This window comes from Nisaea acidiphila (genome assembly GCF_024662015.1).
In the GTDB taxonomy this organism is placed as follows: Bacteria; Pseudomonadota; Alphaproteobacteria; order Thalassobaculales; family Thalassobaculaceae; genus Nisaea; species Nisaea acidiphila.
The window spans coordinates 526,111-551,984 of sequence record NZ_CP102480.1 but is presented as its reverse complement, the minus strand read 5'-3'; the positions used below and the strand labels follow the sequence as shown (position 1 = coordinate 551,984).

The window sequence follows — 25,874 nt, the reverse complement described above, 5'->3', positions numbered from 1 at the left end:
AGTTCAGTGCAGGGAGGAAGCCCGTGACGGACAAGGGCATCGTGATCGTCGGCGCCAGCCATGGTGGTGTGCAACTGGCGGCCAGTCTCAGGGAAAAGGGATATGAAGGTCCGCTGACCATGCTGACGAGCGAGCCGGACTTGCCTTACCAGAAGCCGCCGCTCTCCAAAGGCTATATCAAGGAACCGGACCCGAAGCCGACTGTGCTGCGTCCGGAAAAGTTCTACACCGACCGGGACATCGACCTGCGCCTCGGAACCGAAGCGACCGCTATCGACAAGGTCGCGGGATCCTTCACGCTGGCCGACGGAAGCTCTATTCCGTGTTCGCGGATCGCGCTGGCGGTGGGCTCGCGCCCGCGCCGGATACCGGTGCCGAATATCGATGCGCCGGGCGTGCTCGAACTCCGGACCTATGCAGACAGTCAAGCGATCAAGGCGGCTTTCGACGCCTCTTCGTCGGTACTGGTGATCGGCGGAGGCTTCATCGGGCTTGAAATCGCTGCGACGGCGGCGTTGCTCGGCAAGTCGGTTACCGTCCTGGAAGCCGAAGCGCGGTTGATGGCGCGCGCGGTCTCGCCTGCGGTTTCCGCATACTTCCTCGCCTATCTGTCGGGGCTCGGCGCGGATATCCGCCTGAATGCGAGAGTTGCCGGGATCCGGGTTTCCGGTGGCAAGGCATCGGGCGCCGATCTCGCCGACGGTTCGTCGATCGAGGCCGATTGCGTGATTTCCGGCACCGGGGTCGTGCCCTGCACGGAGCTTGCCGAGGCAGCCGGGCTTGAGATCGAGAACGGAATTTCTGTCGGTGAGACGATGCTGAGCTCGATTCCGGAGATCGCCGCAATCGGCGATTGCGCGAGCTATGTCCATTGGCAACTCGGCCGGCGGGTTCGTCTCGAATCCGTGCAGAATGCGGTGGATCAGGCGAAGACCGCTGCTGCGGCCCTGCTTGGAGAAGCCGCGCCGTACCATGAGGTTCCCTGGTTCTGGTCGGATCAGGGGGAGGCCAAATTGCAGATCGCCGGCCTCTCCGACGGCAGTGAAGAGGGCGTGCTTCGCGGTGATCCCGAGAGCGGTTCCTTTTCGGCATTTCTCTTTGCAGACGGTAAGTTGCGCTGCGTCGAATCCGTGAACAAGGCAGGCGACCATGCGCTTGCCCGCCGCCTGATCGCGGCTGCCGTCCCCTTGACGCCGGAGCAGGCCGCGGACCCGGATTGCGACCTTCGCGCACTGGTGAAACAGGCCCGCCGCTGACCTGGCAAAGCTGCGACATCGGCGACGCAATTTATGTATTCCATGGCATAAAGTGTGTGGTATACCAGAGCCCACGCTCCCGGTTAAGGGTGCATCCTCCGTTGGTCGAACGGCCGGGGAACTCTGAATGAACGACACTTCCGCGTTGATGGTGACGCCCATCGCGGCCGAGGTCAGTCTCAAGGACAAGACCTATGCGGCCCTGAAGGACGGCATCGTCTCGATGAATATCTACGATCCCGACGCCAATCTCCGGCTCGACGAGCGTCAGTTGTCGGAACAGCTCGGAATCAGCCGTACGCCCCTGCGCGAGGCGCTCGCCCGTCTTGCCCAGGAAGGCTTGGTCGACATCCAGCCGCGCCGCGGCGTTTTCATCGTCCGCAAGACCAAGGCCGAGATCATTGAGATGATCAAGGTCTGGGCCGCTTTGGAAGGCATGGCGGCACGGCTGGCGACGGAAGTCGCTACAGACAGCGAGATCAGCCAGCTTCGCCGGATTTTCCAGGAGACGGAGAAAGGGCGACTGGAGATCGACGAGTATTCGACCCGGAATATCGAGTTTCATCAGGCCATCCTGAAACTCGGCCATTCGCCGCTGATCGAGGAAATGATCGATAAGATCTTCCTGCATGTTCGCGCGATCCGAAACCGGACCATCGGTGAGCAGGACCGGATTGCACGGTCGATGCAGGATCACATGCACATTGTCGAGGCGATCGAGGCACGCGATGCGGAGGCGGCCGAACGGCTGGTCCGTGACCATGCCCTCGCGCTCGCCCGGCATGTCGCCGACAACGTGGACTATCTCGGATAACCAAAGATCAAGAGGCGCGCCGCACGGTAACGGGCGCCTATAATAAAGGGAGCTAGAAATAATGAGCGATACCGCCACCGATACCCTTAAAGAAAAAGATCGCTCCGGCGAGGTCGTTTCCGGCGGCCATCTGGTCGCCAAGGCCCTGAAGAACGAGGGTGTGGACACGATCTTCACGCTTTGCGGCGGGCATATCATCGACATCTATGACGGCTGCGTCGACGAAGGCATCCGCATCATCGACGTCCGGCACGAGCAGGTCGCGGCCCATGCCGCGGACGGCTATGCCCGTCAGACCGGCAAGCTCGGTTGTGTCGTCACCACGGCGGGCCCCGGTTGCACCAACGCCATCACCGGTGTTGCGACCGCGTTCCGCTCCGAGAGCCCGGTGCTGCATATCGGCGGCCAGGGCGCGCTGACCCAGCACAAGATGGGCTCGCTGCAGGATCTGCCGCATGTCGATATCATGGCGCCGATCACCAAATTCTCCGCCGGCGTGCGCTCGACCGAACGGGCCGGCGACATGGTCTCCATGGCGGCGCGCGAATGTTTCGCCGGCGCTTACGGGCCGTCCTATCTCGAGATCCCGCGCGATGTGCTCGATCGTGAGGTGCCGATCTCCAGCGCCGTCATTCCGGAGCCGGGCAAGTATCGCGCCTCGGTGAAGTCGATCGGTGATCCGGCCGATATCGAGAAGCTGGCCGACCTGATCGTCAAGGCGGAACGTCCGGCGATCCTCGTCGGCTCCCAGGTCTGGATGAGCCGCGGCCACCAGGAAGCGATCGATCTGGTCAAGGACCTGAACATCGCCTGCTACATGAACGGCGCGGCGCGCGGCATGCTGCCCCAGACCGACAGCCACTATTTCAACCGCACCCGGCGTCTTGCCTTCCAGAAGGCGGACCTGCTGCTGATCGTCGGCACGCCGTTCGACTTCCGTATGGGTTACGGCAAGCGGATCCGCGAGGATCTGACGCTGGTACAGATCGATCAGGATTACCGCACGGTCGGCAAGAACCGCGACGTGGATCTCGGCCTCGCCGGCGATCCGGGTGCGATCCTCGCTGCCGTCCACGCGGCGATCAAGGGCCGGGTCGACAACGGCTCCAAGGGCCGCGAAGGCTGGCTGAAAGAACTGAAGGCGGCGGAAGAAGCGGCGACCGAAAAGCTGATGCCGCTCTTCCTCTCCGACCAGTCGCCGATCCATCCCTACCGGGTGGCCTGGGAGCTGAACGAGTTCCTGACCGACAAGACGGTTTATATCGGCGACGGCGGCGACGTTGTGACGATCTCAGCACAGGCCGTGGCGCCGAAAGCGCCGGGCAACTGGATGGATCCGGGCGCGCTCGGCTCGCTCGGTGTCGGCACCGGCTTCGCCATTGCTGCCGGCCTTGCCAATCCGGACAAGGAAATCCTCTGCTACTACGGCGACGGCTCCTTTGGCATGACCGCCTTCGACATGGAGACCGCCAATCGCTTCGGCGTGCCGTACATCGCTGTGATCGGCAACAACTCCTCGATGAACCAGATCCGCTACGGCCAGATCGCCAAGTATGGCGAGCAGCGCGGCAATGTCGGCAACAAGCTGGGAGACATTCCGTTTTCCAAGTTCGCCGAGATGCTCGGCGGCCATGGCGAGGAAGTGCACGAGGCCGGCCAGATCGCAGCGGCCCTGCAGCGCGCCCGCGAGGCGGTGAAAAGCACCGGGAAGTCGGCCGTCGTCAATATCTGGGTCGATCCGAACGAGTACGCGCCGGGTACCAAGAACCAGACCATGTACAAGTAAGCGGGAGGGCGCGCCGGTTGCCGGCGCGCCCTTTTTCCGTTCAATCCGCCAAGGGGGAAGAGAAAGACAATGAGCGAAGCGTTGAAAGGTGTCCGCATTCTGGACATGACGCACGTGCAGTCGGGGCCGACCTGCACGCAGCTGCTGGCTTGGTTCGGGGCCGATGTGATCAAGGTGGAGCGCCCGGGCGTCGGTGATATCACCCGCGGCCAGCTCCGCGATCTGCCGGATGCGGACAGCCTCTATTTCACGATGCTGAACAGCAACAAACGCAGCGTCACGCTCAACACGAAGACCGAAAAGGGCAAGGAGATCCTGACCCGCCTCATCGAAGAGTGCGACGTCATGGTCGAGAATTTCGCGCCGGGCGCGCTCGACCGCATGGGCTTCACCTGGGAGCGGATCCAGGAGATCAACCCGAAGATCGTCTATGCCAGCATCAAGGGTTTCGGGCCGGGTGCATACGAGGACTGCAAGGTTTACGAGAATGTCGCGCAATGCACCGGCGGCTCCGCTTCGACCACCGGGTTCGATGATGGCCCGCCGGTCGTCACAGGCGCGCAGATCGGCGACAGCGGCACCGGCCTGCATCTCGCCCTCGGCATCGTCACCGCACTTTATCACCGGACCCATTCCGGCAAGGGGCAGCGCGTCGAATGCGCCATGCAGGACGGTGTGCTCAACCTCTGCCGTGTGAAGCTGCGCGACCAGCAGCGTCTCGCGCACGGCCCGCTGAAGGAATATCCGCAGTATCCGAACGGCGAGTTCGGCGAGGCGACGCCCCGCGCGGGCAACGCGTCGGGCGGCGGCCAGCCTGGATGGGCGGTGCAGACCAAGGGCGGGGGCCCGAACGACTATATCTACGTCATCATCCAGCCGCCGGGCTGGGCGCCGCTGATGAAGACCATCGGCCGCGAGGAGCTGATCGAGGATCCGGAATGGGCGACCCCGGAGGTCCGCTTGCCGAAGCTCGACCAGTGCTTCGCCATGATCGAGGAATGGACCAAGACCAAGAGCAAGTTCGAGGTCATGGAGACGCTTAACGCGCTCAACGTACCGTGCGGTCCGATCCTCAGTATGAAGGAGCTGGCCGAAGACCAGTCGCTGCGCGCGACCGGTACGGTGGTCGAAGTGCCGCACCCGACCCGGGGCAGCTACCTCACGGTGGGTAATCCGATTAAACTCTCCGCGTCGCCGGCCAAGGTCGACCGCTCTCCGCTGCTGGGAGAGCATACCGACGAGATTCTGGGCGCAGTGCTCGGAATGTCGGCCGCGGATATCGAAGCCGCCAAGGCTGAAGGCGCCGTCTAAAAGGCACCAGGCCGTCAGGGATAAAACGAGCGCGGCGTCGGCGGCTAGTGTCGGCGCCGTTTTCATACTGACGAATACAAGGGGAATATCTGGGTATGAAAGTTTGTATCTATGGCGCTGGTGCTATCGGCGGCTATCTCGGCGTCGAATTGGCTCAGGTCGAGGGTGTTGAGGTATCGCTGATCGCGCGCGGCTCGCACCTGGCTGCGATCCGCGAGAACGGGCTGAAGCTCGATATCGGCGAGGAGCAGCATGTCGCTAAGGTGACCGCGACCGACGATCCGAAGGAACTCGGGCCGCAGGACTTCGTTATCGTGGCGCTCAAAACCCACCAGGCATGGGAGATCGCGGACCAGATGGTGCCGCTGCTCGGACCCGACACGGCGGTCGTGACCTGCCAAAACGGCGTTCCCTGGTGGTATTTCCATGGCGTCGACAATGCCTACCGCAACCTGCGTCTCAACACCGTCGATCCGGACGACCGGCAATGGGATCTGATCGGTCCGCAGCGTGCGATCGGCTGCGTCGTCTATCCGGCGACCGAGATCACCGCGCCGGGCGTTATCAAGCACACCTACGGCAACAAGTTCGCCATCGGCGAGCCGGACGGCTCCATCTCCGAGCGCTGCCAGCGCTTGAGTGAGGTGCTGGAGAAGGCCGGATTCAAGGCCCCGGTGCTGCCGAACATCCGCGACGAGATCTGGCTGAAGCTCTGGGGCAATCTCTGCTTCAATCCGATCAGCGCGCTGACCCGTGCGACGCTGGACGTGGTCGCCACCGATCCGGGCACCCGGGCGCTGTCGCGCAATATGATGGAAGAGGCGCAGCGCATCGGTGCCCGCCTCGGCGTGCATTTCCGTGTCGATGTGGAACGCCGGATCAACGGCGCGGCCCGCGTTGGCGCGCACCGCACGTCGATGTTGCAGGATCTGGAAAAGGGGCGCCAGCTCGAGATCGACGCATTGCTGACAGCGGTGCAGGAGATGGGCCGTCTCGTCGATCTTCAGACCCCGCACATCGACTCCGTGCTCGCCCTCGTGCAACAACTGGGTCGCACCCAGGGGCTTTACCCGGTCTTCCCGGAGGAAGCCGGCAGCCCCGAATCCCTGGTGGTCGACTGAGGACACGGAGCCAAGCGAAATGAGTGACGCCATCCTTCCGGCGGAAATGAACGTCATCGAGATCACTGAACCCGGAGGGCCGGACGCACTTGTCCCCGGTACGCGGCCGGTGCCCGAAGCGGCACCGGGCGAGGTGCTGGTGAAGGTCGCCTATGCCGGCGTGAACGGTCCGGACCTGGTGCAGCGGCGGGGGCATTACCCGCCGCCGAAAGGCGCCTCGGACCTGCTCGGTCTCGAGATCTCAGGTGAGGTGGTCGCGGTCGGCGCCGGCGTCGGCAACTGGTCGGCCGGCGACCGGCTCTGCGCACTGACCAACGGCGGCGGCTACGCGGACTATTGCGCGGTCGACGCCCGGCATTGTCTGCCGCTGCCGCACGGGTTCAGCCTGCTCGAGGCGGCGTCGGTACCGGAGACCTACTTCACCATTTGGTCCAACGTCTTCATGGGGGCGAAGCTCTCTCGCGGCGAGGTCTTCCTCGTCCACGGGGGCGCCGGCGGGCTCGGCACGACATCCATCCAGCTCGCCAAGGCGATAGGCGCGACGGCCGTTGCGGTCGATAGCCCGGCGGAACGCTGTCAGGTCTGCAAGGATCTCGGTGCGGATCTCGCGATCGATTTCAAAACGGACGATTTCGTCGAGATCGTGCGCGGTGAATACAAAGGCGCGGATGTCATCCTCGACATCATCGGCGGCCCGAATATCGCCAAGAACATCAAGGCCTCGAAGCCGGACGGCCGGATCGTGCAGCTTGCCTTCAATGCCGGCTCCAAGGTCGAGGTGGACCTGATGCCGGTGATGCTGAAACGCCTGACCTATACCGGCTCGACGCTGCGCTCGCGCACGCCGGAGAACAAGGCGGAGATCCGCGACAGCCTCGCGCTCAATGTCTGGCCGATGTTCGAGCAAGGCAAGCTGAAGCCGGTGGTGAACCGGACCTTCCCACTCGCCGAGGCGGCCGCCGCGCACGCCTACATGGAAAGTGCCGGCCATATCGGCAAGATCATGCTGGAGGTTGGCGGCGGGTGATCCTCCGTTTTTGCTAGGGCCTTTCCCTCCCGCGACGTGCTACAGGGTGGCGACAATCCTGAAGTCCGAAAAGGGGAGCGGCATGAAGCCCAGAATCAGCATGGTGGCCCTGGCGGTGAAGAATCTCGCGGTCTCGCGCGACTTCTACGAGAAAGGGCTCGGATTTCCGCGCCTCGAATCCCCGCCAACCGTCGCTTTCTTCAATCTCAACGGCACCTGGCTCGGGCTGTCCGAACGCGAGGATCTGGCAGCGGATGCGGGTGTGCCCTCCGAGGGCAGTGGGTATCGCGGCTTCAGCCTTGCCTACAACGTCCATTCGCCCGAAGAGGTCACGCGGACGTTGGAGGAAGTGGTTGCGGCCGGCGGGAAGATCGTCAAGCCGCCGCAGGATGCTCACTGGGGCGGCTTCCACGCCTATTTCAGCGACCCGGACGGCCATCTTTGGGAGATCTGCTACAATCCGTTCGCCTGGGTCGGTCCCGCCGACGAGGCCTGAGGGCGGTAGGGGGAGCGACGCCGTGACCGACGAGGATCTGAGAAAGTTCGTCGAGGCCCAGGAGCGGGACTACGAGCGCGCGCTTGGCGAACTCCGCGCCGGTCGCAAGACCAGCCACTGGATCTGGTTTGTGCTGCCGCAGCTGGCCGAACTGGGGCGCAGCCAGCGTGCCGTTCATTACGGCATCACCGGACTGGATCAGGCCCGGCGCTATCTCGCAGACCCGGTGCTCGGGCCGCGTCTGCGCGCCTGCGTCGAGGCAATGCTGTCCCACTCAGGTCTGTCGGCCTTCGAGATCCTGGGCTCTCCCGACGATATGAAACTCTGCTCCTGCCTGACGCTCTTCGAAGCGGCGGCCGGGGAGGGGGCGGATCGGATGCTGTTCGCCCGCGCGCTCGACCGGTTTTATGACGGCGCACGCGACCGGGCGACGCGCGACCTGATCGCTGGCGAGCTATAGCAAGGCCAACACCGGCAGCATCATCAGCAGGCCGGCGAGCCCGATGGCGAGCGCCGGGCGCATGAGCCTGTTCTCCTCTCCTGTCAGTCCCGAGACCGAGGCCGCGAGCACGATCCGGCCGGGCGAGGCCATGGTAATGTTCGCCCCGGACGCGTTCTGCGCCGCCGCGACCGCGACCGGGTCGAGCGCGAGCCGGTTTGCGACGGTGCTCTGGAAGGCCATGAAGATGGCGTTGGAGCCGGCATTGCTGGCGGTCAGGAACCCGCCGAGGCCGCCGATGGCGGGGACGGCGAAGAGATAGGCGGCACCCGCACTCGTTGCGACGGTTTCGGCCAGCCGGTCCGTCATGCCGGAATGCAGCATCACATGCCCGAAACAGATGAAACCGGCGACGGAGAGGCTCGCGGTCAGCCATTGCCGGAGCGCGCTCGGAAGCAGGATGCGAACCTCGCTCGACGGAATGCGAAGGCTGAGAATGCCGGTTGCGGCGGCGCACAGCATCCAGAATCCGGGATGGTGGACCAGCGAGAGCGAAAACTCGAAGGAGGGGAATTCGATCCGCAGCACACTGGCGGTGACACCGCCGATCTCAGGGACAAGCCGGGTCAGGCTGAGTGCTCCCATCAGTACCGCGAGCGGCAGGGCGGCCGCGGCGAGGCCGCTGGTCTCGGCCCGGGCGCGGGTCCTGATCCGGGCTAGGGCAAGACCGGCCAGCGTGACGCCAAGTCCTGCAATGCAACCCGCCAGCTCGACGCTGATCCAGGCGCTGCCCATCCACAGCAGGGCTGCCAGCAAGGCGCTGTAGAAGGCGGCGGCCAGGATATGGCGAGGGCGGAAAATGCTTTCGTCAGCGAAGCGGAGAGCGGCGAAGGCGCAGAGCAGAATGAAAGGAAGGCTGAGCCAGACCGCTTTCATCGCGGTCGCGGCGGCGGAGAGATCCGAGAGCTCGGCGCCGAGCACCGTGCCGATGGCGAGCGCCCCCCAAGGCACCGCGCATTGCCCGAGTAGCGCCATTAGAGCCGCCCGCACCGGGCTGTAGCCGAGCGCGATCAGCAGCGGCACGGTGACGATGATCCCGACGCCGAACCCGGTCGCGCTCTCGAAAAAGACCGAGACGCCGAGAACCAGAACGAGGACGCGCTCGGCCGGATCGGGGATCGCCTCCGCTGCCGCGCGGCCGAGGCGATCCAGCGCGCCGCCGGTCCTCAGCACCCAGTAGAGCGTGACCCCGCCGAGCAACACATAGGCGACCGTCGCCGTGGTCAGTAGTCCGTCGGTTACGGCCGTCAGAATTCCCTCTGCCGACAGGGTGAAGTCAGGAGCGAGGGCCGCGATCAGGATTGCCGTGGCAAGTCCGATCCCGCCCGCCCGCATGGCGGATTGCCGCGCCAGCAGGATGGCGAGTGTTGCAAGGACGAGCGGCGCTGAGGCGAGAAGCGTGGGCATGTGACCGTCTTGGAAGGAGAAGCGGCGAAAGGCCGGGGGCGATCATAACCGCAAGATCCGTCGGGCGGCGAGGGTCAAGCGGTGGCATGCTGGCGTCCATGAGAAAGCAGACCCAAGCCTCCTATGTCGAACGGATCGGCCGCGTCCTGAAGCAGGTTGCCGACAATGTCGACGCGCCCCTTCCGCTTGCCGCCCTGGCGGAGACGGCCGCCCTCTCGCCCTTCCACTTTCACCGGGTTTACCGCGGCATCGCCGGGGAGACAGTGCAGGAGACGTTGCGCAGGGTGCGCATGATGCGTGCCGGATACGCGCTCCGGTCCGGAGGGCGGAGTGTGACTGAGATCGCGCTCGAGGCGGGGTACGAGAGCCCCGAAGGCTTCGCACGGGCCTTCAAACAGGGGTTCGAGCTATCGCCGAGCCAATACCGGAAATCGCGCGCGGCGACGCCGTTCCGGCCGACCAACATCAACATTCATTTTCGCCCCGAGACGGGAGAGATCCGCCTGATCGCGGACAGGAAGGAGCACGGAATGAAGGTCGAGATCAAAGAGGTCGAGGCGCAGCCGATGCTGGCGCTGCGCCATCTCGGTCCGTATCACGAAGTCGGACGGGCCTTCTCCGAGCTGAAGGGCTGGCTCGGGAAGCAGGGGCTGGATGACATGGTCATCGGCAGTTACGGGATCTCCTACGACGATCCGGAGAGCGTGGCGGCGGCGGATCTGCGTTACGACGCCTGCGCCGCCTTGCGCGCGGGTGCAGAGCTGCCGGAGGGGAGCCTGCCGGACGGCATGCGCTTCGATACATTGTCGTCCGGCCGCTATGCCTGCGCCCTGCTCGAAGGCTCCTATACGGGCATGCAGGACACCTTCCATCGTCTGTTCGGTCATTGGCTGCCGGAAAGCGGGGAGGAGCCGGACGCGCGGCCCTGTATGGAATGGTACCTGAACGACCCGATGGAGGTTTCCGAGCACGAACTGCGGACCCTGATCTGCATCCCGGTGAAGGGGTAGCGCCATGGAAAAGTTGTTTCGCGCTGTCGACGAGCCGGTCCCGGGACCATTCTCGCGCCAGGCCATCGAGGAAAGCCGTGACTTCTTGCGCGGCTGGTACGCCAAGGCCGAGCGCATTCCACCCCCGGAGGAGTGCAGGCGCCGGGTCGCGGCGACGATGCCGGAGATGCTGCCGGTATTCGATATCCTGGCCGAAATGGCGGGCGACGATCCGGCGGTGATCGCGGCGCTCGCCGCAATCGATCCGCCGCCGCTGATCCCGGCCGGCTGCACGGTTCGCGCATTCACCGCGCCGCGGGCGACGATGCTCCGGAACTACGATTTCCATCCCGATGCGACATCCGGAACCATCCTTCGGACCGACTGGGCCGGAACCAGGGTGCTCGGCATGGGCGAGGGGGTGAGCGGTTTGCTCGACGGAGTGAACGAGCATGGGCTGGCGGCGGCGCTGACATTCGGCGGGCGCCACGTCTATGGGCGCGGTTTCGGCATCATCCTGATCATCCGCTATCTGCTGCAGGTGGCGCGGGATCTGAAGGATGCTGCGGAGGTGCTCAGGCGGGTGCCCTGCGTTTGGGCGCATAACGTCCTGGTGCAGGACAGCAGCGGCCGGTCGATCCGTGCCGAGCTGGCGCCGGACCGCGCGCCGCTGATCGTCGAGGCGGCTGCGGTGACCAATCACCAGGCCGAGGTCGAGCCGGGAGAGAGTTCGCTTTGGCGCTTCGAAACCGCATGTATGCTGCCGGACGATGCGGACACGGCGCGGGAGGTGTTCGTGGCCGGAAAGCTTTGCCTCGACGATTACGACGGCTGGCTCGGCACCCTCTACACCGCCGAATATCACCCTGCAGATAGAGCGGTCGGGTTCCGCTGGGGCGGTGAGGTCTGGGAACAATCTCTCGATCGTTTCGAGGAAGGCTCGCGCCGGATCGCCTACGATGTCGGTGCGGTCCCGCGGCTGGTTGCGTAACCACATCGCGTCGCGATCGGCAGGGCCGTCAGCAGCAGCAGAACGGCTGCCCCGAGCAAACCCGTCGAGAAGCTTCCGGTCAGCTCGCGCAGCAAGCTTGCCGCCGGCGGACCGACGATCTGCCCTGTCGCGAAAGCGGTAGTCAGCACAGCGATATGGCGGCTGACATCGCCCGGCGGCGCGATGACATGGGCTTCCTTCATGCCGGCCATGGTGATGACCATGAAGGTCCCGCCGACCATCAGCCCGGAAAGAATGATCGTCGCCATGTTGGGCGCCAGGGCCGGGAGGAGGAGGCCGAGCGCCATCACGGCCTGCCCGGCGGCCCAGACCTTGCGATTGCCGTGACGGGCGAACAGGTTCCGCGCGGCGATGGTGGAGAGCGCGGCGGCAAGCCCGAAGACCGGCCAACTCCAGCCGAAGACCATAGGGTCCGGAACGATCTGCCGCGCCATCAGCGGCAGGTAGGTCGCCGGGATGATGTATCCGAGCCCCATGGTGCCGTAAGCGATCACGACGCGCCAGACGAGCGGCGTTCTCTCGGAAGCTCCATCTGCCGCGCGCTTGCGGATCGTCGGGACCTCGGCGCCTATGAGGAGAGAGAGGAGGCCGGCGAGCAGCAAAGTACCGCCGCCGAGCGCGATCCAGGAGGCGTTCGCGGAAAGCCCGGCGACCATGAAACCGAGACAGGCGATGCCGGCAAGCGCGATGCCGGTTCCGACACCCGCGAAGACCCAGCCCTGCCGCCCGGTCTCTCCCGCTTCGGCGAGCGCGCGGATGACATGGTTTGAGACGATGATCAGCGTCCAAGCGCTGAAGAGGCCCGCGAGCCAGCGCAGCGCCAGCCAGAGCCAGTAGTGCTCGGTGAAACCCATCGCGGCTGTGACGAGGCCCGTCGCGATCAGCGCGAGGCGGAGCGCGTTCCGGGGCGGCATCGGCAAGGCGGCGGCGGAGAGCGCGCCCATCCAGTAACCGACGAAATTCGCCGCCGCGAGCAGGCTGCCGCCTGGAATATCGAGCGTGCCGTCCTGCTGCATCATCGGGAAGAGCGGCGTAAAGGCGAACCGTCCGATCCCCATGGCCAGCGCCAGGGAGAGCAGGCCAAGGGTGGCAGTACGGGCTGGCCGCGTGTTCTCCGGCATGCGGAGGCTCCATCGGACGTTCACAATGGGAAAACTCTAGGGCCTCTCGATCTTTCCGGAAAATGAATTATAGTGAAGCAAGATATCTCAAATTGAGAAAGCTATGCAGGGCCTGGACCTCAGAACTCTTGAGATGTTCCGTGCGGTCGCCCGGGAAGGCAGTGTCTCCGGCGCCGCGAAGAAGCTGAACCGTGTGCAGTCGAATGTCAGCACCCGGATGAAGCAGCTTGAGGAACAATTGGAGAAAACCCTGTTCCAGCGCCGCAAGCGTGGTATCGCACTGACGCCGGAAGGCGAACTGCTGCTGAGCTACGCGCAACGCCTCCTGGATCTCTCGGAGGAGGCGTCAGACGCGCTCAGCCGAGACGTGCCGCGCGGGCCGTTCCGGATCGGGACGATGGAAAGCACCGCCGCCGCGCGGTTGCCGGATCTGCTGTCGCGCTTTCACGCTGCCTGTCCCGAGGTCGCGGCCAATGTCGTGACCGGGACGGCAGGCGAAATCGTCGGAAAGCTTCTCGGGCGGGAGATCGATGTCGGTTTCGTCGCGGAACCGGTCCGGCATGAGGACCTAGTCTCCGAGCCGGTCTTCGAGGAGGCACTGGTGCTGGTGGCACCGGAAAGTTTCGGCCCGCTGGACGATCCGGGCGACTTGAGCGGCTGCACCATGATCGCCTTCGAGCAGGGCTGCGCCTACCGGCGCTACTTGGAGGACTGGTTGCTTGAGTCCGGCATTGCGCCGGGCACGGTGCTGTCTGTCGGCTCCTATCTCGCGATGCTGGCCTGCGTTTCGGCCGGGACCGGCTTCTGCGTCGTGCCCCAGTCGGTGTTGGAGGCGATCAATTCGAGCGGACGGTTCAGCCGCAAGCCGCTTGCCGGCAAGTTTGCTGCCATCCGGACGCTGATGGTCACGCGTCGGGGATATCGCTCGGCCAAACTCGATGCCTTGAGGGAACAGCTCCCGGCAGTCTGAACCGCCGGGAGCCGAATCTTCGGTCAGTCGGCAAGAATGCCTTCGACGAGCTTCTGCACCGAGAGCGCGTCCGCCGCCGACGGCATGGTGTGGGCGCCGCCGTCCATCCAGCGGGCCACATTGTCGATCTGACGTGGGACGGAGACTGCACGCGGGTCTTCCGGCAATTCCATCGCCAGCTCCCAGGCGCCGCCTGTGGTTTGCTCGAGAATGTAGAAGGTGCTGAGCCGGAAGCTCTTCTTGGTGCCGTAAAAGGTCCCCTCGATCCGGTCCGGGCCAATGCCGCCCACGGCCCCGCCATAGCTCACCGGCACGCCGCTGCAATCCAGCATGGCGTGGACATGGGTCTCGCAGAGCTTCGGATCGGCCTGGTAGGTCGGCTTGCTCCAGAGCAGCTTGGCGCGGCCGAGGAAACGCTCGGTGATGTAGAGATAGTGGGAGGTCACCTCGCGCGTGTATCCGCCCTGGTCGCGGAAGCGCAGCCAGTCGGCGTCGGCCTGCCAATCGCGCGGCCATTGCGAGAAATGCATCACCAGCTCGGCGCCGACGATCTCGCCCATCTCGCCGTTCTTCATCGCGGCTTCGATGATCTCGACACCCTCAAGGGACGCCTGCGAGAAATTGACGACGTTCGGTGTCTTCGTCTCTTCCAGACGGCGGACCATCGCCTCGCTCTCCGGCACGGAGATGCCGAGCGGCTTCTCGCAATAGACCGGCTTGCCCGCGTCCATCGCGAGGTCGGCATAGTGCTTGTGGAAGGCCGGCGGGCAGGCGATGTAGACCAGCTCCGTCTCCGCCGCCGCGATCATCGCCTCGGCGCTGTCCCAGATCTTGAGGTCGGGGAACTCGGCCTTCGCTGCAGCCACGGACTCCGCCGACGGATCCCACGCGCCGACAACCGCGAACCGGTCATGCGGGATCATGTACTGGATCATCCGGCGGCCCATGATGCCGAGGCCGATGACGACGAGATTGTAACGCTTGCTCATATGTCTTCAGGTCTTTCGCTGAGTGTCGGTCAGTAACCGGAGGCGTGGCCGTCCTTGCGCGGGTCGGAACCCGCCTGAAGGATACCGGTTTCCGGATCGCGCCAGATGCACTGGCTACCGCCGATCGGTTTGTCGACCCGCTCCAGCGTGTGGCCGCGCGCTTCAAGGGTGGCGTAGGTCGCCTCCTCGAAAGTGCATTCGACCTGAAGCACGCCTTCGGTGGTGGCGAAGCTGCGCGGCGCGTCCATCGCCTCCTGCATGTCGAGGCCGCGGTCGACCACGTTGGAAATGAAGTTGGCCTGCCCGGTGGACTGGTATTGCCCGCCCATCACGCCGAACGGGGCGACCGGGGTGCCGCCCTTGAAGACGAAGCCCGGGATGATGGTGTGCATCGGGCGCTTGCGCGGCTCGATGCAGTTCGGATGGCCTTCCTTCACATGGAAGCTGTTGCCCCGGCTGTGCAGCATGACGCCTGACTTCGGCGCCATGATCATGCTGCCGAAGCCGGAGAAGAGCGAGTTGATGAAGGAGACCGCGTTGCCCTGCTCGTCGATGCAGGAGAGATAAATCGTGTCGCGATGGACGGGGAAGTCGCTGTCCTTGAAGTTCCCGGCCTTCGTCATGTCGACCATGGCGCGCATCTGCGCCGTGTGCTCTTCGCCCAGCATCCACTCGACCGGCACGTCGGCGAATTTCGGGTCGGCGACATAGGCGTTGCGCTGGTTGTAGCCGATCTTGGTCGCTTCCGCGATCAGGTGCACCCGGTCGGCCTCGCTCAATGACGCGACGTCGAAGCCCGAAAGGATGTTGAGGATCATAAGGGCGCAGATGCCCTGGCCGTTCGGCGGGCATTCGTAGATGTCGTAGCCGCGATAGTCGGTCCTGATCGGCTCGACATATTCGGCGTCGGCCGCTGCGAAATCCTCCATCGTGTGCAGGCCGCCGACGGAATTCAGTTTCGCGACCATATCTTCCGCGACCTCGCCCGTATAGAAGGCGTCGCGGCCGCCGGCGGCGATCTTCTTCAGCGTCTCGGCGAGCTGCGGTTGGCTGTGGATCGATCCGGCTTTCGGTGCCTTGCCGTCGACCAGCATGACCCGGGCGGTGTCCGGATCGGCGGCAAGCTCCTCGACCTCGCCTTCCCAGTCGAAGGCGACGCGGGAATGCACGACATAGCCGTGTTCGGCATATTCGATCGCCGGAGCCAGGATCTCGGCAAAGCTCTTGGAGCCGTGATCGGCCAGCAGTTTGGACCAGGCGGCGATGGCGCCCGGCACGGTCACCGCGTGCGGGCTGTGCAGCGGGATCTCGTCCTCGATGCCGAGCTCTTTCAGTTTCGCGAGCGTGGCGGCTTTCGGGGCCTTGCCCGAGCCGTTGAGCGCGACCGGCTTCGAGGCGCCCTTCGGCGCATAGAGTGCGAAACAGTCGCCGCCGATACCAGTCATGGCCGGCTCCACCACGCACATCACGGCGCAGGCCGCGATGGCCGCGTCGACCGCGTTGCCGCCGGATTTCAGGATCGAGAGGCCGGCGGCCGTCGCAAGCGGATGGCTGGTCGCGATCGCCGCATTGCGCGCGAAAACGGGGGAGCGGCCGGGAAGCTGAAGGTTTCTCATGATCTCATGACTCGTCTGATCGGAGCGCATTCGTGCGCGGGCGGGGGGAAATCCATGCTCGAACCGGCGTGGACTCCGGAAAGAGGGCTTCCCTAAGATGCGGCGCCTTTAGAGACAAGCGCCGTGGAATATCTTTCCACACTTCGGAAGGCGCAACCAGACGGCATCCGCATGGGGAGCGAAATGAGCCAGAAAACCGTGATTACCTGTGCCCTGACGGGCAGCGCCGACACCGCCGGCAAGAGCGACGCCGTGCCGGTCACGCCGAAGCAGATAGCCGATGCCGCGCTGGAGGCGCGCAAGGCGGGCGCTGCCGTCGTCCATATCCATGTCCGCGATCCGGAGACCGGAAAGGCGAGCATGGATCTGGAACTCTATCGTGAAACCGTCGGGCGCATCCGGGACAGTGGCTCGGACGTCGTCATAAACCTCACGACCGGCCCGGGCGGCAGTTTCATTCCGGGCGATGTGGAGCCGATCGCGTTCGATGCAGGCACGAATATGAAGACGCCGGATGTCCGCATGCAGCACATTGCGGATCTGCTGCCGGATATCTGTACGCTCGATGTCGCGACACTGAATTTCGGCGAGCGCGCGATGGTCAATGTGCCGAAGCATCTCCGTGCCATGGCCGACCGGGCGAAGGAGCTCGGGGTGAAGCCGGAGCTGGAAGTGTTCGACAGCGGCCATGTTCTGCTGGCGAAACAGCTGATCAAGGAAGGCCATCTCGAATCCCCGGCGCTCTTCCAGCTCTGCCTCGGTATTCCGTGGGGGGCGCCGGCGACGCCGGAAAGCATGGCTTTCATGAAGAGCCTGCTGCCCGAGGACGCGATCTGGTCCGGCTTCGGCATCTCGCGCACCGAATTCCCGATGGTGGCGCAGGCCGCGATGCTCGGCGGTCATACCCGTGTCGGGCTTGAGGACAATCTCTATATGGCCCGGGGAGAACTCGCGAAGAATAACGGCCAGCTGGTCGAGCGCGCGGTGCAGATCATCGAGAATATCGGCGGCGAAGTCGCGGATCCGAGCGAGGCGCGCGCCGCCTTCAAGCTCGGCAGCAACGCCTGACCGGGGAGAGGGATATGCTGAAGGCCGATCTGAGCGGCAAGAAGGCCCTCGTCACCGGCGGCGCGTCGGGCATCGGGCGGGCTGCGGCGAAACTGCTGGCCGAGTGCGGCGCCGAGGTCGCGGTCAACCATCTGCCAGACGATGTGCGCGGCGAGGAGACGGTGGCGGCCTTCCGCCAGGCCGGCCTCACGGCCCAGGCCATTGCCGGCAATGTCGCCGACCCGAAGGACGCGGACCGCATGGTCGCCGACGCCATCGATGCGCTCGGCGGGCTGGACATTCTGATCAACAATGCCGGCACGCCGGTCTCCATCGAGCCGATCCCGTTCGAGGATCTCGAGGCGATGACGGAGGAGTTCTGGTCGCAGATACTGCACACCAACCTGCTGGGTCCGTTCCGCTGCGCCCGCGCCGCGCGTCCGGCGCTGACGGAGAGCCGGGGCTGCATCGTCAATACGGCCTCCATCGCGGCCTTCGGCGGGATCGGCAGTTCGATCGCCTATGCGGCATCCAAGGGCGCGCTGATGAACCTGACCAAGAACCTCGCCAAGGCGATGGCGCCGGAAGTCCGTGTGAACGCGGTGGCGCCGGGGCTGGTCAGGACGCCCTGGACCGATGTCTGGCCGCAGTCGCGCAAGGACACCTCGGTTGCCAATTCGCTGCTGAAGCGCATGGTGGAGCCGGAAGACATCGCCGAGACCATGCTGTTCTTCTGCGCCAACGGTGCCGTGACCGGGCAGACCCTGCTGATCGATTGCGGCCGCTTCGGCGCCTGATCCGACATTCACCGGGAGAGTTGCGATGAAAGCCTATGAGATCGTCTCCGACGGCGGCGTCGATGCGCTGGCGCTGAACGAGCGTCCGAATCCGAAGCCAGGTTTCGGCCAGGTGCTGGTGCGGGTGCGGGCCTCCTCGATTAACTATCGCGATCTCTCGACAATCGAGGATCCGGTGCCGCGCAACATTCCCTATCCGCGCATTCCGAATTCGGACGGCGCGGGCGAGGTGGTCGAGGTCGGCGAGGGCGTCACCCGCTGGAAGGCCGGCGACCGGGTCTGCGGTTGCTTTTTCCAGGGCTGGATCGACGGCGACGTGAACGCGGAGCTGACCACCCGCGCGCTCGGCGGGGCACTCGACGGCATGCTGACGGAATATAGGGTGCTCGGTGAGGACGGTCTCGTCGCCCTGCCGGATCATATGAGCTTCGAGGAAGGGGCCACGCTGCCCTGCGCCGCGCTGACGGCCTGGCATTCGCTGGTCGAGGTGGCGCGGGTCAAATCCGGCACGACCGTACTGCTACTCGGTACCGGCGGTGTCTCCGTCTTCGCCCTGCAATTCTGCAAGCTGATGGGCGTGCGCACGATCTGCACCTCTTCCAGCGACGAGAAGATCGAACGCCTGAAGCGGATGGGCGCCGATGAGGTGATCAATTACCGGACCCATCCGGAATGGCACGAGAAGGTGCTTGAGCTGACGAACGGCAAGGGTGTCGACCACACGGTCGAGGTCGGCGGCGCGGGCACGCTCGAACGCTCCATCTCCGCCACGCGCATTGCCGGCAGTATCGGGCTGATCGGTATTTTGACCGGCGGGCAGGTGAATCCGGTGGCTGTAATGCGCAAATCGATCCGGCTGCAAGGCATCTATGTCGGCTCACGCCGCATGTTCGAGGAGATGAACGCGGCGATTTCGCAACACGAGTTGAAGCCCGTGATCAGCGAGACTTTCGATTTCGCCGACGCGCGCGATGCCTTCCACGCCATGCGGGCGGCCGGCCATTTTGGTAAGCTGGTGGTGCAAATCTGATTGCCGGGCGCGAAACGCAGAAAATAATTAATGGTTGCATAAATAATTGCTCTTTGCCATTTTTGATGGTGGAGGAGCGATGGCAGGTAGTGAACCTTTCTGTTCGCTCGGATCGCGGTCCAAGGACGAGATCCGGGACGAAAATTTCTGCGATAGCGAGATCTATGCGCGCGAGCGTGCCGAACTGTCCGCCCGACGTCGGGAATTCGGCGGCGGCGAGGCGGACCGGTTTGCCGGTCTCGCAATTTCCGGCGGCGGTGTTCGCTCCGCGACTTTCGCACTGGGGCTGCTTCAGGCGCTTGCCCGCCGCGATCTGCTGAAAGGCTTCGACTACCTGTCGACAGTTTCGGGAGGCGGTTATATCGGTGCGTCCCTGAGCTGGCTCACAGGCAAGAACTACGAGGCGGCGCGCAAGGCAATTCCGGGGGCGTTCGGGCCTTATGGGCTGGGTTCCGGGGATTTTCCCTATGGAACGGCGCCGCCGAAAGACCGTTCCCAGTCCGCGCACTGGACCGGCATGCTGCGCTTTCTGCGCGACCACGCGGAATATCTGGCTCCCGGTCCGGATATCGATCTGCTTTCCGGAATTGCCGTGGTGCTGCGAGGGATCATCCTGAACCTGCTCGTATGGATTCCGATCTTCACCTTCCTATTTCTGGTGTTGATGACCGGCTTCAAATGGGATACGTGGATCGATCTACCGACCCTGCTGTTCGGGGGGCAGACCGCGACCGAGGCGAGTGCCTTGGAGAATTCGCCGGAGATAATGGATCTGCTGCGGCCCGGATTCATCAATCTTCACGAGCTTATTCTGATCCTTGGACTGTTCTTCCTGATCTGGTTCTGCGCGATCTCGCTCGTCTTTTCCGCGGCGACTTTCTTCATCAAGCGGCGTACCGGAGGGAGCGGGGCCGCCGACAACTGGGGCGCGCGTTTCTCGTACGCGATGCGCCGCCGGTTCGACCGGTGGACGAAGAATCTGGTGCCGGCCGGTCTGCTTTTGGTCGGTGTCGGAATCCTGCCCTATGTCGCCGCGCGGTCCTTCGAATTCATCGATTCCGTGGGGCAGGCCGGCGCGGGGGCACTCGTTTCCGGTCTGCTGAGCGGGCTGTACGCGGCGAAGAAATCTCAGAACTCAATGGTCCAGACCCTGGTTCTTCCTGCAATCGCGATCGTCGTGCTGGTCGGTGGTCTTATTTCCACCTGCTGCCTCGCCATCATTGTCCGGGAGGGCGGCTTCTTCGTGACCGTTTCCGATCTGGACGAGATCGAGCTTTTGAAAGCGGGGGTTGGAGACAAGGTCTTTCTCGGTTTTCTGGTTCTTGCGATCGTCAGCGGCTATTTCGTCAACGCCAACTACATCTCGTTGCACCGTTTCTACCGGGACCGGCTGATGGAGGCCTTCATGCCCATGCCGGAAGCGGTCCGCGAGAACCGGATCCACAAGGCTTCGGGCGCGAACGAGGAGCGCTTGCTGGACATCAGCGCGCCTGAAACCGGGGCGCCCTATCACCTCGTGAATACCAACCTGATCCTAGTGGAGTCGGAGGATGCGCTTTACCGGCGCCGCGGGGGCGACAATTTCGTCTTCTCCAGGATCTATTGCGGCGGCGATGCCGGAGGATATCACCCGACGGCGCTGTTCTCCGGGGGCGATATGACGCTTGCGACCGCCATGACGATTTCCGGCGCCGCCGCCAACCCGAATTCCGGCTGGGCCGGGACCGGACCGACCCGGTTGCGCTCCGTTTCCTGGCTGATGAGCCTGCTCAATATCCGCCTCGGCTACTGGGTCCGGAACCGCCACGCGCGGAAATTTCTCTGGTACAGCGACAAGCCCAGCCATTTCGACATCATGCTCTCGGAAATCGGTCTCACACCGAAGCGGGAAGGGGGGAAATGGTTCCAGCTGAGCGATGGCGGGCATTTCGAGAATCTCGCCATCTACGAACTGATCCGGCGCCGCTGTCCCCTGATCCTTGTCTCGGACGCCGGCGCCGACCCGAAGTTCGAGTTCGGCGACCTGCAGAACTCCGTGCGCCGGGTCAGCCAGGATTTTGGCGTGAAGATCGAGTTCGGGCGGGCGTTCCAGGACCGCGACACCTACGTCAAGGCCCACGAGAAGGATGGCAAACCGCCGGAACTCGGCGAGCGGCTGACCTACGACCATTACCGCAACCGGGTCTCGAGCCTGGTGCCGCAGCGGAAGACCGGCTTCCCGGTCGACGGCAAGGTGGCGGACCACGGTTACATCATCGGCCGCATCACCTATCCGGCCCGCGGTAACGCGCCGCAGGAAGAGGGCGTGCTGATCTATGTGAAGGCGGCGATGCTGGACGGGCTCAGTCTCGAGACCCGCGGCTACAAGACCGACCACCCGGACTTCCCGCACCAGTCGACGGCGGACCAGTTCTTCGATCCGTCCCAGTTCGAAGCCTACCGGGAACTCGGCAATGCCATCGGCGAGGACATGATCGAGGGCGCGGGTCTCAGGCAGTTGCTGGCGCAGAACTGGGGGACGGCGGCGGACGGCGGATAGCCGTCCGCTCCATCGGGGGCCCTACTCGCCCTTGAAGTCGGGGCGGCGCTTCTCGATGAAGGCATGCATGCCCTCGCTCTGGTCGGCGGTGGCGAAAAGTCCCTGGAACATCGCCCGCTCCAGCGCCATGCCGGTCTCCAGCGAGGCATCCTGGCCCTTCAGGATCGCCGACTTGATCTGCTGCACGGCGATCGGCGGCATGCGGGTGATGTCCTTCGCCATCTTGTAGGCGGTCTCGTAGACCTCCGTGTCCGGCACCACCTGGCTGGCGAGCCCGATGGCGAAGGCCTCCCTGCCGTCGATCGGCCGGCCGGTGAGGCAGATCCGCATCGCCTGGAACTTGCCGACGGCGCGGGTCAGGCGCTGGGTGCCCCCGGCACCCGGCATGATGCCGACCCGGACCTCCGGCTGGCCGACCTGGGCGGTCTCGCCGATCACGATGATGTCGGAATGCATCGCCAGCTCCAGCCCGCCGCCGAGGGCGTAGCCGTTGATCGCGGCGATCACCGGCTTCGGATAGTCGGCGATCGCCTGCCAGAGCCGCTCGGTCTTGCGGTGGAACATCTCGACCGTGGTGCGATCGGCCATGTCCTTCAGGTCGGCGCCGGCGGCAAACGCCTTCTCGTCGCCGGTCAGCACGACCGCCAGTACCTCGTCGTCCTCGGTCAGCTCGCGGAAGATGCGGGCCAGCTCCTGGCGCACCTCCAGATTGAGCGCGTTCAGCGCATCCGGGCGGTTGATGCGGACTATGGCGATACGGTCGTTGTCTTCGCGCTCGCGCGGATGATCGAGGATGACGACGGACACGGTTTACTCCCTTGGTTTCGGCGCCGTTCCGGAGGAGGGTGGAACGGCAAGATTATGCTTCCCGACTGGAAATTGACCGGGATATTAGGCTGTGCATACTGCACGCGACAATAAGCTGCGAAATTCAGTTTCGCAAAAAACTCATTGGGAGCCGCCGACATGACCGAAGCCTTCATCTGCGATGCGATCCGCACCCCCATTGGCCGCTATGGCGGCGCGCTCTCGCCGGTGCGCGCGGACGATCTCGCTGCGCATCCGCTGAAGAGCCTGATGGCCCGCAACGGCTCGGTCGACTGGGACGATCTCGACGACGTTTATTACGGCTGCGTCAACCAGGCCGGCGAGGACAACCGCAACGTCGCCCGCATGGCACTGCTGCTGGCGGGCCTCTCCACCGAAGTCCCCGGCGCGACCGTCAACCGGCTCTGCGCCTCGGGCATGGAGGCGGTGAATGCCGCGGCCCGCGCGATCCGCTCCGGCGAGGGCGATTTCTTCATCGCCGGCGGCGTCGAGAGCATGTCCCGCGCGCCTTTCGTGATGGGCAAGGCGACCAGCGCCTTCGACCGTAATGCGGAGATCTACGACACCACCATCGGCTGGCGTTTCGTCAACCCGCAGATGGAGAAGCAGTACGGCACCGACTCCATGCCGGAAACCGCGGAGAACGTGGCCCAGCAGTTCCAGATCAGCCGCGAGGACCAGGACGCCTTCGCCCTGCGCTCGCAGCAGAAGGCGGGCAAGGCGATGGAAAACGGCCGTCTCGCCCGCGAGATCGCGGCGGTCGAAATCCAGGGCCGCAAGGGCGCTGTCACGGTGGTCGACACGGACGAGCATCCGCGCCCGTCGACGACGATGGAAGCGCTCGCCAAGCTCGGCACCCCGTTCCGCAAGGAAGGCGGCTCGGTCACCGCCGGCAATGCCAGCGGCGTCAATGACGGCGCGGCGGCGATGATCGTCTGCACCGAGGAAGCGGCCAAGCGCCACGGCCTCACCCCGCGCGCCCGCATCGTCACCGGCGCCGCCGCCGGCGTCGAGCCGCGGATCATGGGCGTCGGCCCGATCCCGGCCAGCCGCAAGGTTCTGGAGCGCGCCGGCCTCAAGGTCGACGACCTTTCCGTGATGGAGCTGAACGAGGCCTTCGCGGCCCAGGTGATTGCCTCGCTGCGCGATCTCGGCATTGCCGACGACGACGAGCGGGTGAACCCGAACGGCGGCGCCATCGCGCTCGGCCATCCGCTCGGAGCATCCGGCGCGCGGCTCATCATGACGGCGACCGAGGAGCTGCAGGACAAGGGCGGGAAATACGCGCTCTGCACCATGTGCATCGGCGTCGGCCAGGGCATGGCGACGATCATCGAAAAGGTCTGATCCGATGGGTTTCGATGCGGGTAAAGCCGGTCTCACCGTCGGGGTGATCGGTGCGGGAGCCATGGGGCAGGGGATCGTGCAGGTCTCCCTTCAGGGCGAGATGAATGTCGTGCTGTTCGATGCCAAGGACGGCGCCGCCGCCAACGGCAAGGAGCAGGTGGTCAAGCGCCTGGAGCGGCTGGTCGAGAAGGGCAAGCGGACGGCGGACGCGGTCGCGGCGATGAAGGACCGGGTGACGGTCGCCTCCAGCCTCGCCGACTTCAGGGACTGCTCCTGCGTGGTCGAGGCGATCTTCGAGAATATCGAAGTGAAGCGTCAGGTCTTCGCCGAGCTGGAAGAGCATGTCGCCGACGACTGCCTCTTGACCTCCAACACCTCCTCGCTGCCGATCGGCTCCATCGCGCGGGTCTGCAAGAAGCCCGAGCGGGTCGCGGGCTTCCATTTCTTCAACCCCGTGCCGCTGATGCGCCTCGTCGAGGTGATCCGGGGGCCGGGCACGGAGGAATGGGTGATGGACGGCCTCTGCGCCCTCGGCGAGCGCATGGGGCGTACCCCGGTGAAGGTGAAGGACGCGCCGGGCTTTCTGGTGAATTTCGGCGGCCGCGCCTTCACCACCGAAGGACTCGCCGTGGTGCATGAGGGCGTGGCGACACCGGCCCAGGTCGACGCGGTGATGCGCGATTGCGGGCATTTCCGCATGGGCCCGTTCCAGCTCATGGACCTCACCGGCATCGACGTGAACTACCCGGTCTCGCTGATCGTGCACGAGCAGTACAGCTACGATCCGCGCCTGCGCACCGTGCCGCTGCACAAGGCGCTCTACGACGCGGGCCGCTTCGGGCGGAAGACCGGCATCGGCCATTTCCGCTATGACGACAAGGGCCAGGAGATCGACCCGCCCAGCCCGGACCACGAGACCTCGGCCGCCCCGGCGGTGCAGGTTCATGTGGCCGCCGAGGCGCCGGAGCTGGAAGACCTGCTCGCGGGCGTCGCGCTGGACGAGACCGACGACGGCTCCTCGCCGATCGTCGCCGCGCTGTTCGGCGAGGATTGCGCCACCTTCGCGAGCCGCATGGGGATCGACCATACCCGTCTCGTCGCCATCGACGTGACCGGCGACATCTCCAAGCGCGTCACCATCATGTCCGCGCCGGGGGCCTCCGAAGAGGCGCTGAACGCGGTCTCGGCGGCGCTGCAGAAGAACGGGCGCAAGGTGACGGCGATCAAGGACAGCGCGGGCTTCATCGCCCAGCGCATCCGCGGCATGGTCGGCAATCTCGGCTGCGAGATGGCGCAGATCGGCATCGCCGATCCGGACAGCATCGACCTCGCCATGAAGCTCGGCCTTAACTATCCGCTCGGCCCGCTGGAGATCGTCGCCGATCTCGGCGTCGAGCGCGCCTTCGTCATCATGGCGGCGATGCATGCCGTCAGCGGCGACGACCGTTACCGGCCTAGCCTCTGGCTCCGCCGTCGGGCACAATTGGGTCTGGATATCAAAACGCCCAATTGACGTGAGTGAGGGAGTGCCATGAGCGGCGAGAAGGAAACCGGGCCCGGGACAGGGACGGAAGAGCGCAAACCCTTCATCCTGGAAAAGCCGCTCTGGCGCGGCGTTTTCAATGGCGCCGTGCTCTGCCTCCTGATGCTCGGCGCCCAGTCCCAGGGCTGGCTCGGCCCGAACACCGAGATCGCCGGTGAGGATGTCTACCGCGCCGTGGTCTACGGCGTGGTGTTCGGCGCGGTCATGTATGTCTACTCGCTCTGGCGCGAGAAGCGGCAGCAGAAGGCCCGCAACGCGGCCGCCGAGGCGGCGAAAGAGCGGGTCGAAGCCGATCTCGAGAAGCGCGACGAGAGCTGACCCCCAAGGTT

Annotated in this window: 23 protein-coding genes; 18 read left to right on the top strand and 5 right to left on the bottom strand. The window is 64.9% G+C overall.

Going from position 1 to position 25,874, the window contains the following annotated elements:
* Positions 1–23 precede the first annotated feature (23 nt).
* From NUH88_RS02725 to NUH88_RS02690, 8 genes are all read left to right on the top strand, one after another.
* Positions 24–1,256, top strand: a complete 1,233-nt coding sequence (locus NUH88_RS02725) for an NAD(P)/FAD-dependent oxidoreductase (RefSeq protein ID WP_257769811.1) — start codon at positions 24–26, stop codon at positions 1,254–1,256.
* Positions 1,257–1,383: 127 nt separating this feature from the next.
* Positions 1,384–2,070 (top strand): GntR family transcriptional regulator, encoded by a 687-nt coding sequence (locus NUH88_RS02720; RefSeq protein ID WP_257769810.1) that lies wholly within the window; start codon positions 1,384–1,386, stop codon positions 2,068–2,070.
* Between the two features lie 61 nt (positions 2,071–2,131).
* The gene (locus tag NUH88_RS02715) at positions 2,132–3,856 is read left to right on the top strand and encodes a thiamine pyrophosphate-binding protein (RefSeq protein ID WP_257769808.1); all 1,725 of its coding nucleotides are present in this window, start codon (positions 2,132–2,134) and stop codon (positions 3,854–3,856) included.
* 69 nt (positions 3,857–3,925) lie between these two features.
* Positions 3,926–5,167: a formyl-CoA transferase gene (frc, locus tag NUH88_RS02710; protein ID WP_257769807.1), complete on the top strand. Its 1,242-nt coding sequence runs from the start codon at positions 3,926–3,928 to the stop codon at positions 5,165–5,167.
* Between the two features lie 95 nt (positions 5,168–5,262).
* The gene (locus NUH88_RS02705) at positions 5,263–6,288 is read left to right on the top strand and encodes a 2-dehydropantoate 2-reductase (protein ID WP_257769806.1); all 1,026 of its coding nucleotides are present in this window, start codon (positions 5,263–5,265) and stop codon (positions 6,286–6,288) included.
* Positions 6,289–6,307: 19 nt separating this feature from the next.
* A complete protein-coding gene (locus NUH88_RS02700) occupies positions 6,308–7,315 on the top strand; it encodes an NAD(P)H-quinone oxidoreductase (RefSeq protein ID WP_257769805.1) in 1,008 nt (335 codons plus the stop codon).
* An 82-nt stretch (positions 7,316–7,397) separates the two neighbouring features.
* Complete coding sequence (locus NUH88_RS02695) at positions 7,398–7,811, top strand: VOC family protein (RefSeq protein WP_257769804.1); 414 nt, start codon at positions 7,398–7,400, stop codon at positions 7,809–7,811.
* A gap of 22 nt (positions 7,812–7,833) precedes the next feature.
* Positions 7,834–8,271 (top strand): DUF1810 domain-containing protein, encoded by a 438-nt coding sequence (locus tag NUH88_RS02690; protein ID WP_257769803.1) that lies wholly within the window; start codon positions 7,834–7,836, stop codon positions 8,269–8,271.
* On the opposite strand, the gene NUH88_RS02685 is transcribed toward NUH88_RS02690, so the two are convergent.
* Entirely contained in the window at positions 8,266–9,717 is a 1,452-nt protein-coding gene (locus NUH88_RS02685; protein ID WP_257769802.1) for an L-lactate permease, read from the bottom strand. The two genes, NUH88_RS02690 and NUH88_RS02685, sit on opposite strands and share 6 nt — an antisense overlap.
* Before the next feature lie 98 nt (positions 9,718–9,815).
* Between NUH88_RS02685 and NUH88_RS02680 the strand changes: the two genes are divergently transcribed.
* Together NUH88_RS02680 and NUH88_RS02675 are read left to right on the top strand one after the other, a co-directional pair.
* Positions 9,816–10,727, top strand: a complete 912-nt coding sequence (locus NUH88_RS02680) for an AraC family transcriptional regulator (RefSeq protein ID WP_257769801.1) — start codon at positions 9,816–9,818, stop codon at positions 10,725–10,727.
* 4 nt (positions 10,728–10,731) lie between these two features.
* Positions 10,732–11,697 carry a C45 family peptidase gene (locus NUH88_RS02675; protein ID WP_257769800.1) on the top strand — a complete coding sequence of 322 codons (966 nt, stop codon included), beginning with the start codon at positions 10,732–10,734 and terminating at the stop codon, positions 11,695–11,697.
* Here NUH88_RS02675 and NUH88_RS02670 read toward each other — a convergent pair.
* On the bottom strand, positions 11,661–12,839 hold the full coding sequence (locus NUH88_RS02670; protein ID WP_257769799.1) for a YbfB/YjiJ family MFS transporter: 1,179 nt from the start codon (positions 12,837–12,839) through the stop codon (positions 11,661–11,663). The genes NUH88_RS02675 and NUH88_RS02670 overlap by 37 nt on opposite strands.
* Before the next feature lie 103 nt (positions 12,840–12,942).
* Here NUH88_RS02670 and NUH88_RS02665 point away from each other — a divergent pair, with 103 nt between their 5' ends.
* Complete coding sequence (locus tag NUH88_RS02665) at positions 12,943–13,809, top strand: LysR family transcriptional regulator (protein ID WP_257769798.1); 867 nt, start codon at positions 12,943–12,945, stop codon at positions 13,807–13,809.
* 23 nt (positions 13,810–13,832) lie between these two features.
* On the opposite strand, the gene NUH88_RS02660 is transcribed toward NUH88_RS02665, so the two are convergent.
* Both NUH88_RS02660 and ggt read right to left on the bottom strand, forming a co-directional pair.
* The gene (locus tag NUH88_RS02660; protein WP_257769797.1) at positions 13,833–14,798 is read right to left on the bottom strand and encodes a Gfo/Idh/MocA family protein; all 966 of its coding nucleotides are present in this window, start codon (positions 14,796–14,798) and stop codon (positions 13,833–13,835) included.
* 29 nt (positions 14,799–14,827) lie between these two features.
* Positions 14,828–16,414 (bottom strand): gamma-glutamyltransferase, encoded by a 1,587-nt coding sequence (gene ggt / locus NUH88_RS02655; protein ID WP_257769796.1) that lies wholly within the window; start codon positions 16,412–16,414, stop codon positions 14,828–14,830.
* 183 nt (positions 16,415–16,597) lie between these two features.
* Here ggt and NUH88_RS02650 point away from each other — a divergent pair, with 183 nt between their 5' ends.
* From NUH88_RS02650 to NUH88_RS02635, 4 genes are all read left to right on the top strand, one after another.
* The gene (locus tag NUH88_RS02650; RefSeq protein WP_257769794.1) at positions 16,598–17,482 is read left to right on the top strand and encodes a beta-keto acid cleavage family enzyme; all 885 of its coding nucleotides are present in this window, start codon (positions 16,598–16,600) and stop codon (positions 17,480–17,482) included.
* A 14-nt stretch (positions 17,483–17,496) separates the two neighbouring features.
* Positions 17,497–18,258, top strand: coding sequence for an SDR family NAD(P)-dependent oxidoreductase (locus NUH88_RS02645; RefSeq protein WP_257769792.1), 762 nt, complete (start codon positions 17,497–17,499; stop codon positions 18,256–18,258).
* 25 nt (positions 18,259–18,283) lie between these two features.
* Complete coding sequence (locus NUH88_RS02640) at positions 18,284–19,288, top strand: zinc-dependent alcohol dehydrogenase family protein (protein ID WP_257769790.1); 1,005 nt, start codon at positions 18,284–18,286, stop codon at positions 19,286–19,288.
* A gap of 79 nt (positions 19,289–19,367) precedes the next feature.
* Positions 19,368–21,827 carry a patatin-like phospholipase domain-containing protein gene (locus NUH88_RS02635; RefSeq protein ID WP_257769788.1) on the top strand — a complete coding sequence of 820 codons (2,460 nt, stop codon included), beginning with the start codon at positions 19,368–19,370 and terminating at the stop codon, positions 21,825–21,827.
* 21 nt (positions 21,828–21,848) lie between these two features.
* Here NUH88_RS02635 and NUH88_RS02630 read toward each other — a convergent pair whose 3' ends face one another.
* Positions 21,849–22,634, bottom strand: coding sequence for an enoyl-CoA hydratase-related protein (locus NUH88_RS02630; protein WP_257769787.1), 786 nt, complete (start codon positions 22,632–22,634; stop codon positions 21,849–21,851).
* 159 nt (positions 22,635–22,793) lie between these two features.
* Between NUH88_RS02630 and pcaF the strand changes: the two genes are divergently transcribed.
* The 3 genes from pcaF to NUH88_RS02615 are packed head-to-tail and all read left to right on the top strand — an operon-like array spanning position 22,794 to position 25,863.
* The gene (gene pcaF, locus NUH88_RS02625) at positions 22,794–24,002 is read left to right on the top strand and encodes a 3-oxoadipyl-CoA thiolase (protein WP_257769786.1); all 1,209 of its coding nucleotides are present in this window, start codon (positions 22,794–22,796) and stop codon (positions 24,000–24,002) included.
* Between the two features lie 4 nt (positions 24,003–24,006).
* Positions 24,007–25,515 (top strand): 3-hydroxyacyl-CoA dehydrogenase, encoded by a 1,509-nt coding sequence (locus tag NUH88_RS02620; protein ID WP_257769785.1) that lies wholly within the window; start codon positions 24,007–24,009, stop codon positions 25,513–25,515.
* A gap of 18 nt (positions 25,516–25,533) precedes the next feature.
* Entirely contained in the window at positions 25,534–25,863 is a 330-nt protein-coding gene (locus tag NUH88_RS02615; RefSeq protein WP_257769784.1) for a hypothetical protein, read from the top strand.
* The last annotated feature ends 11 nt before the right edge of the window (positions 25,864–25,874 follow it).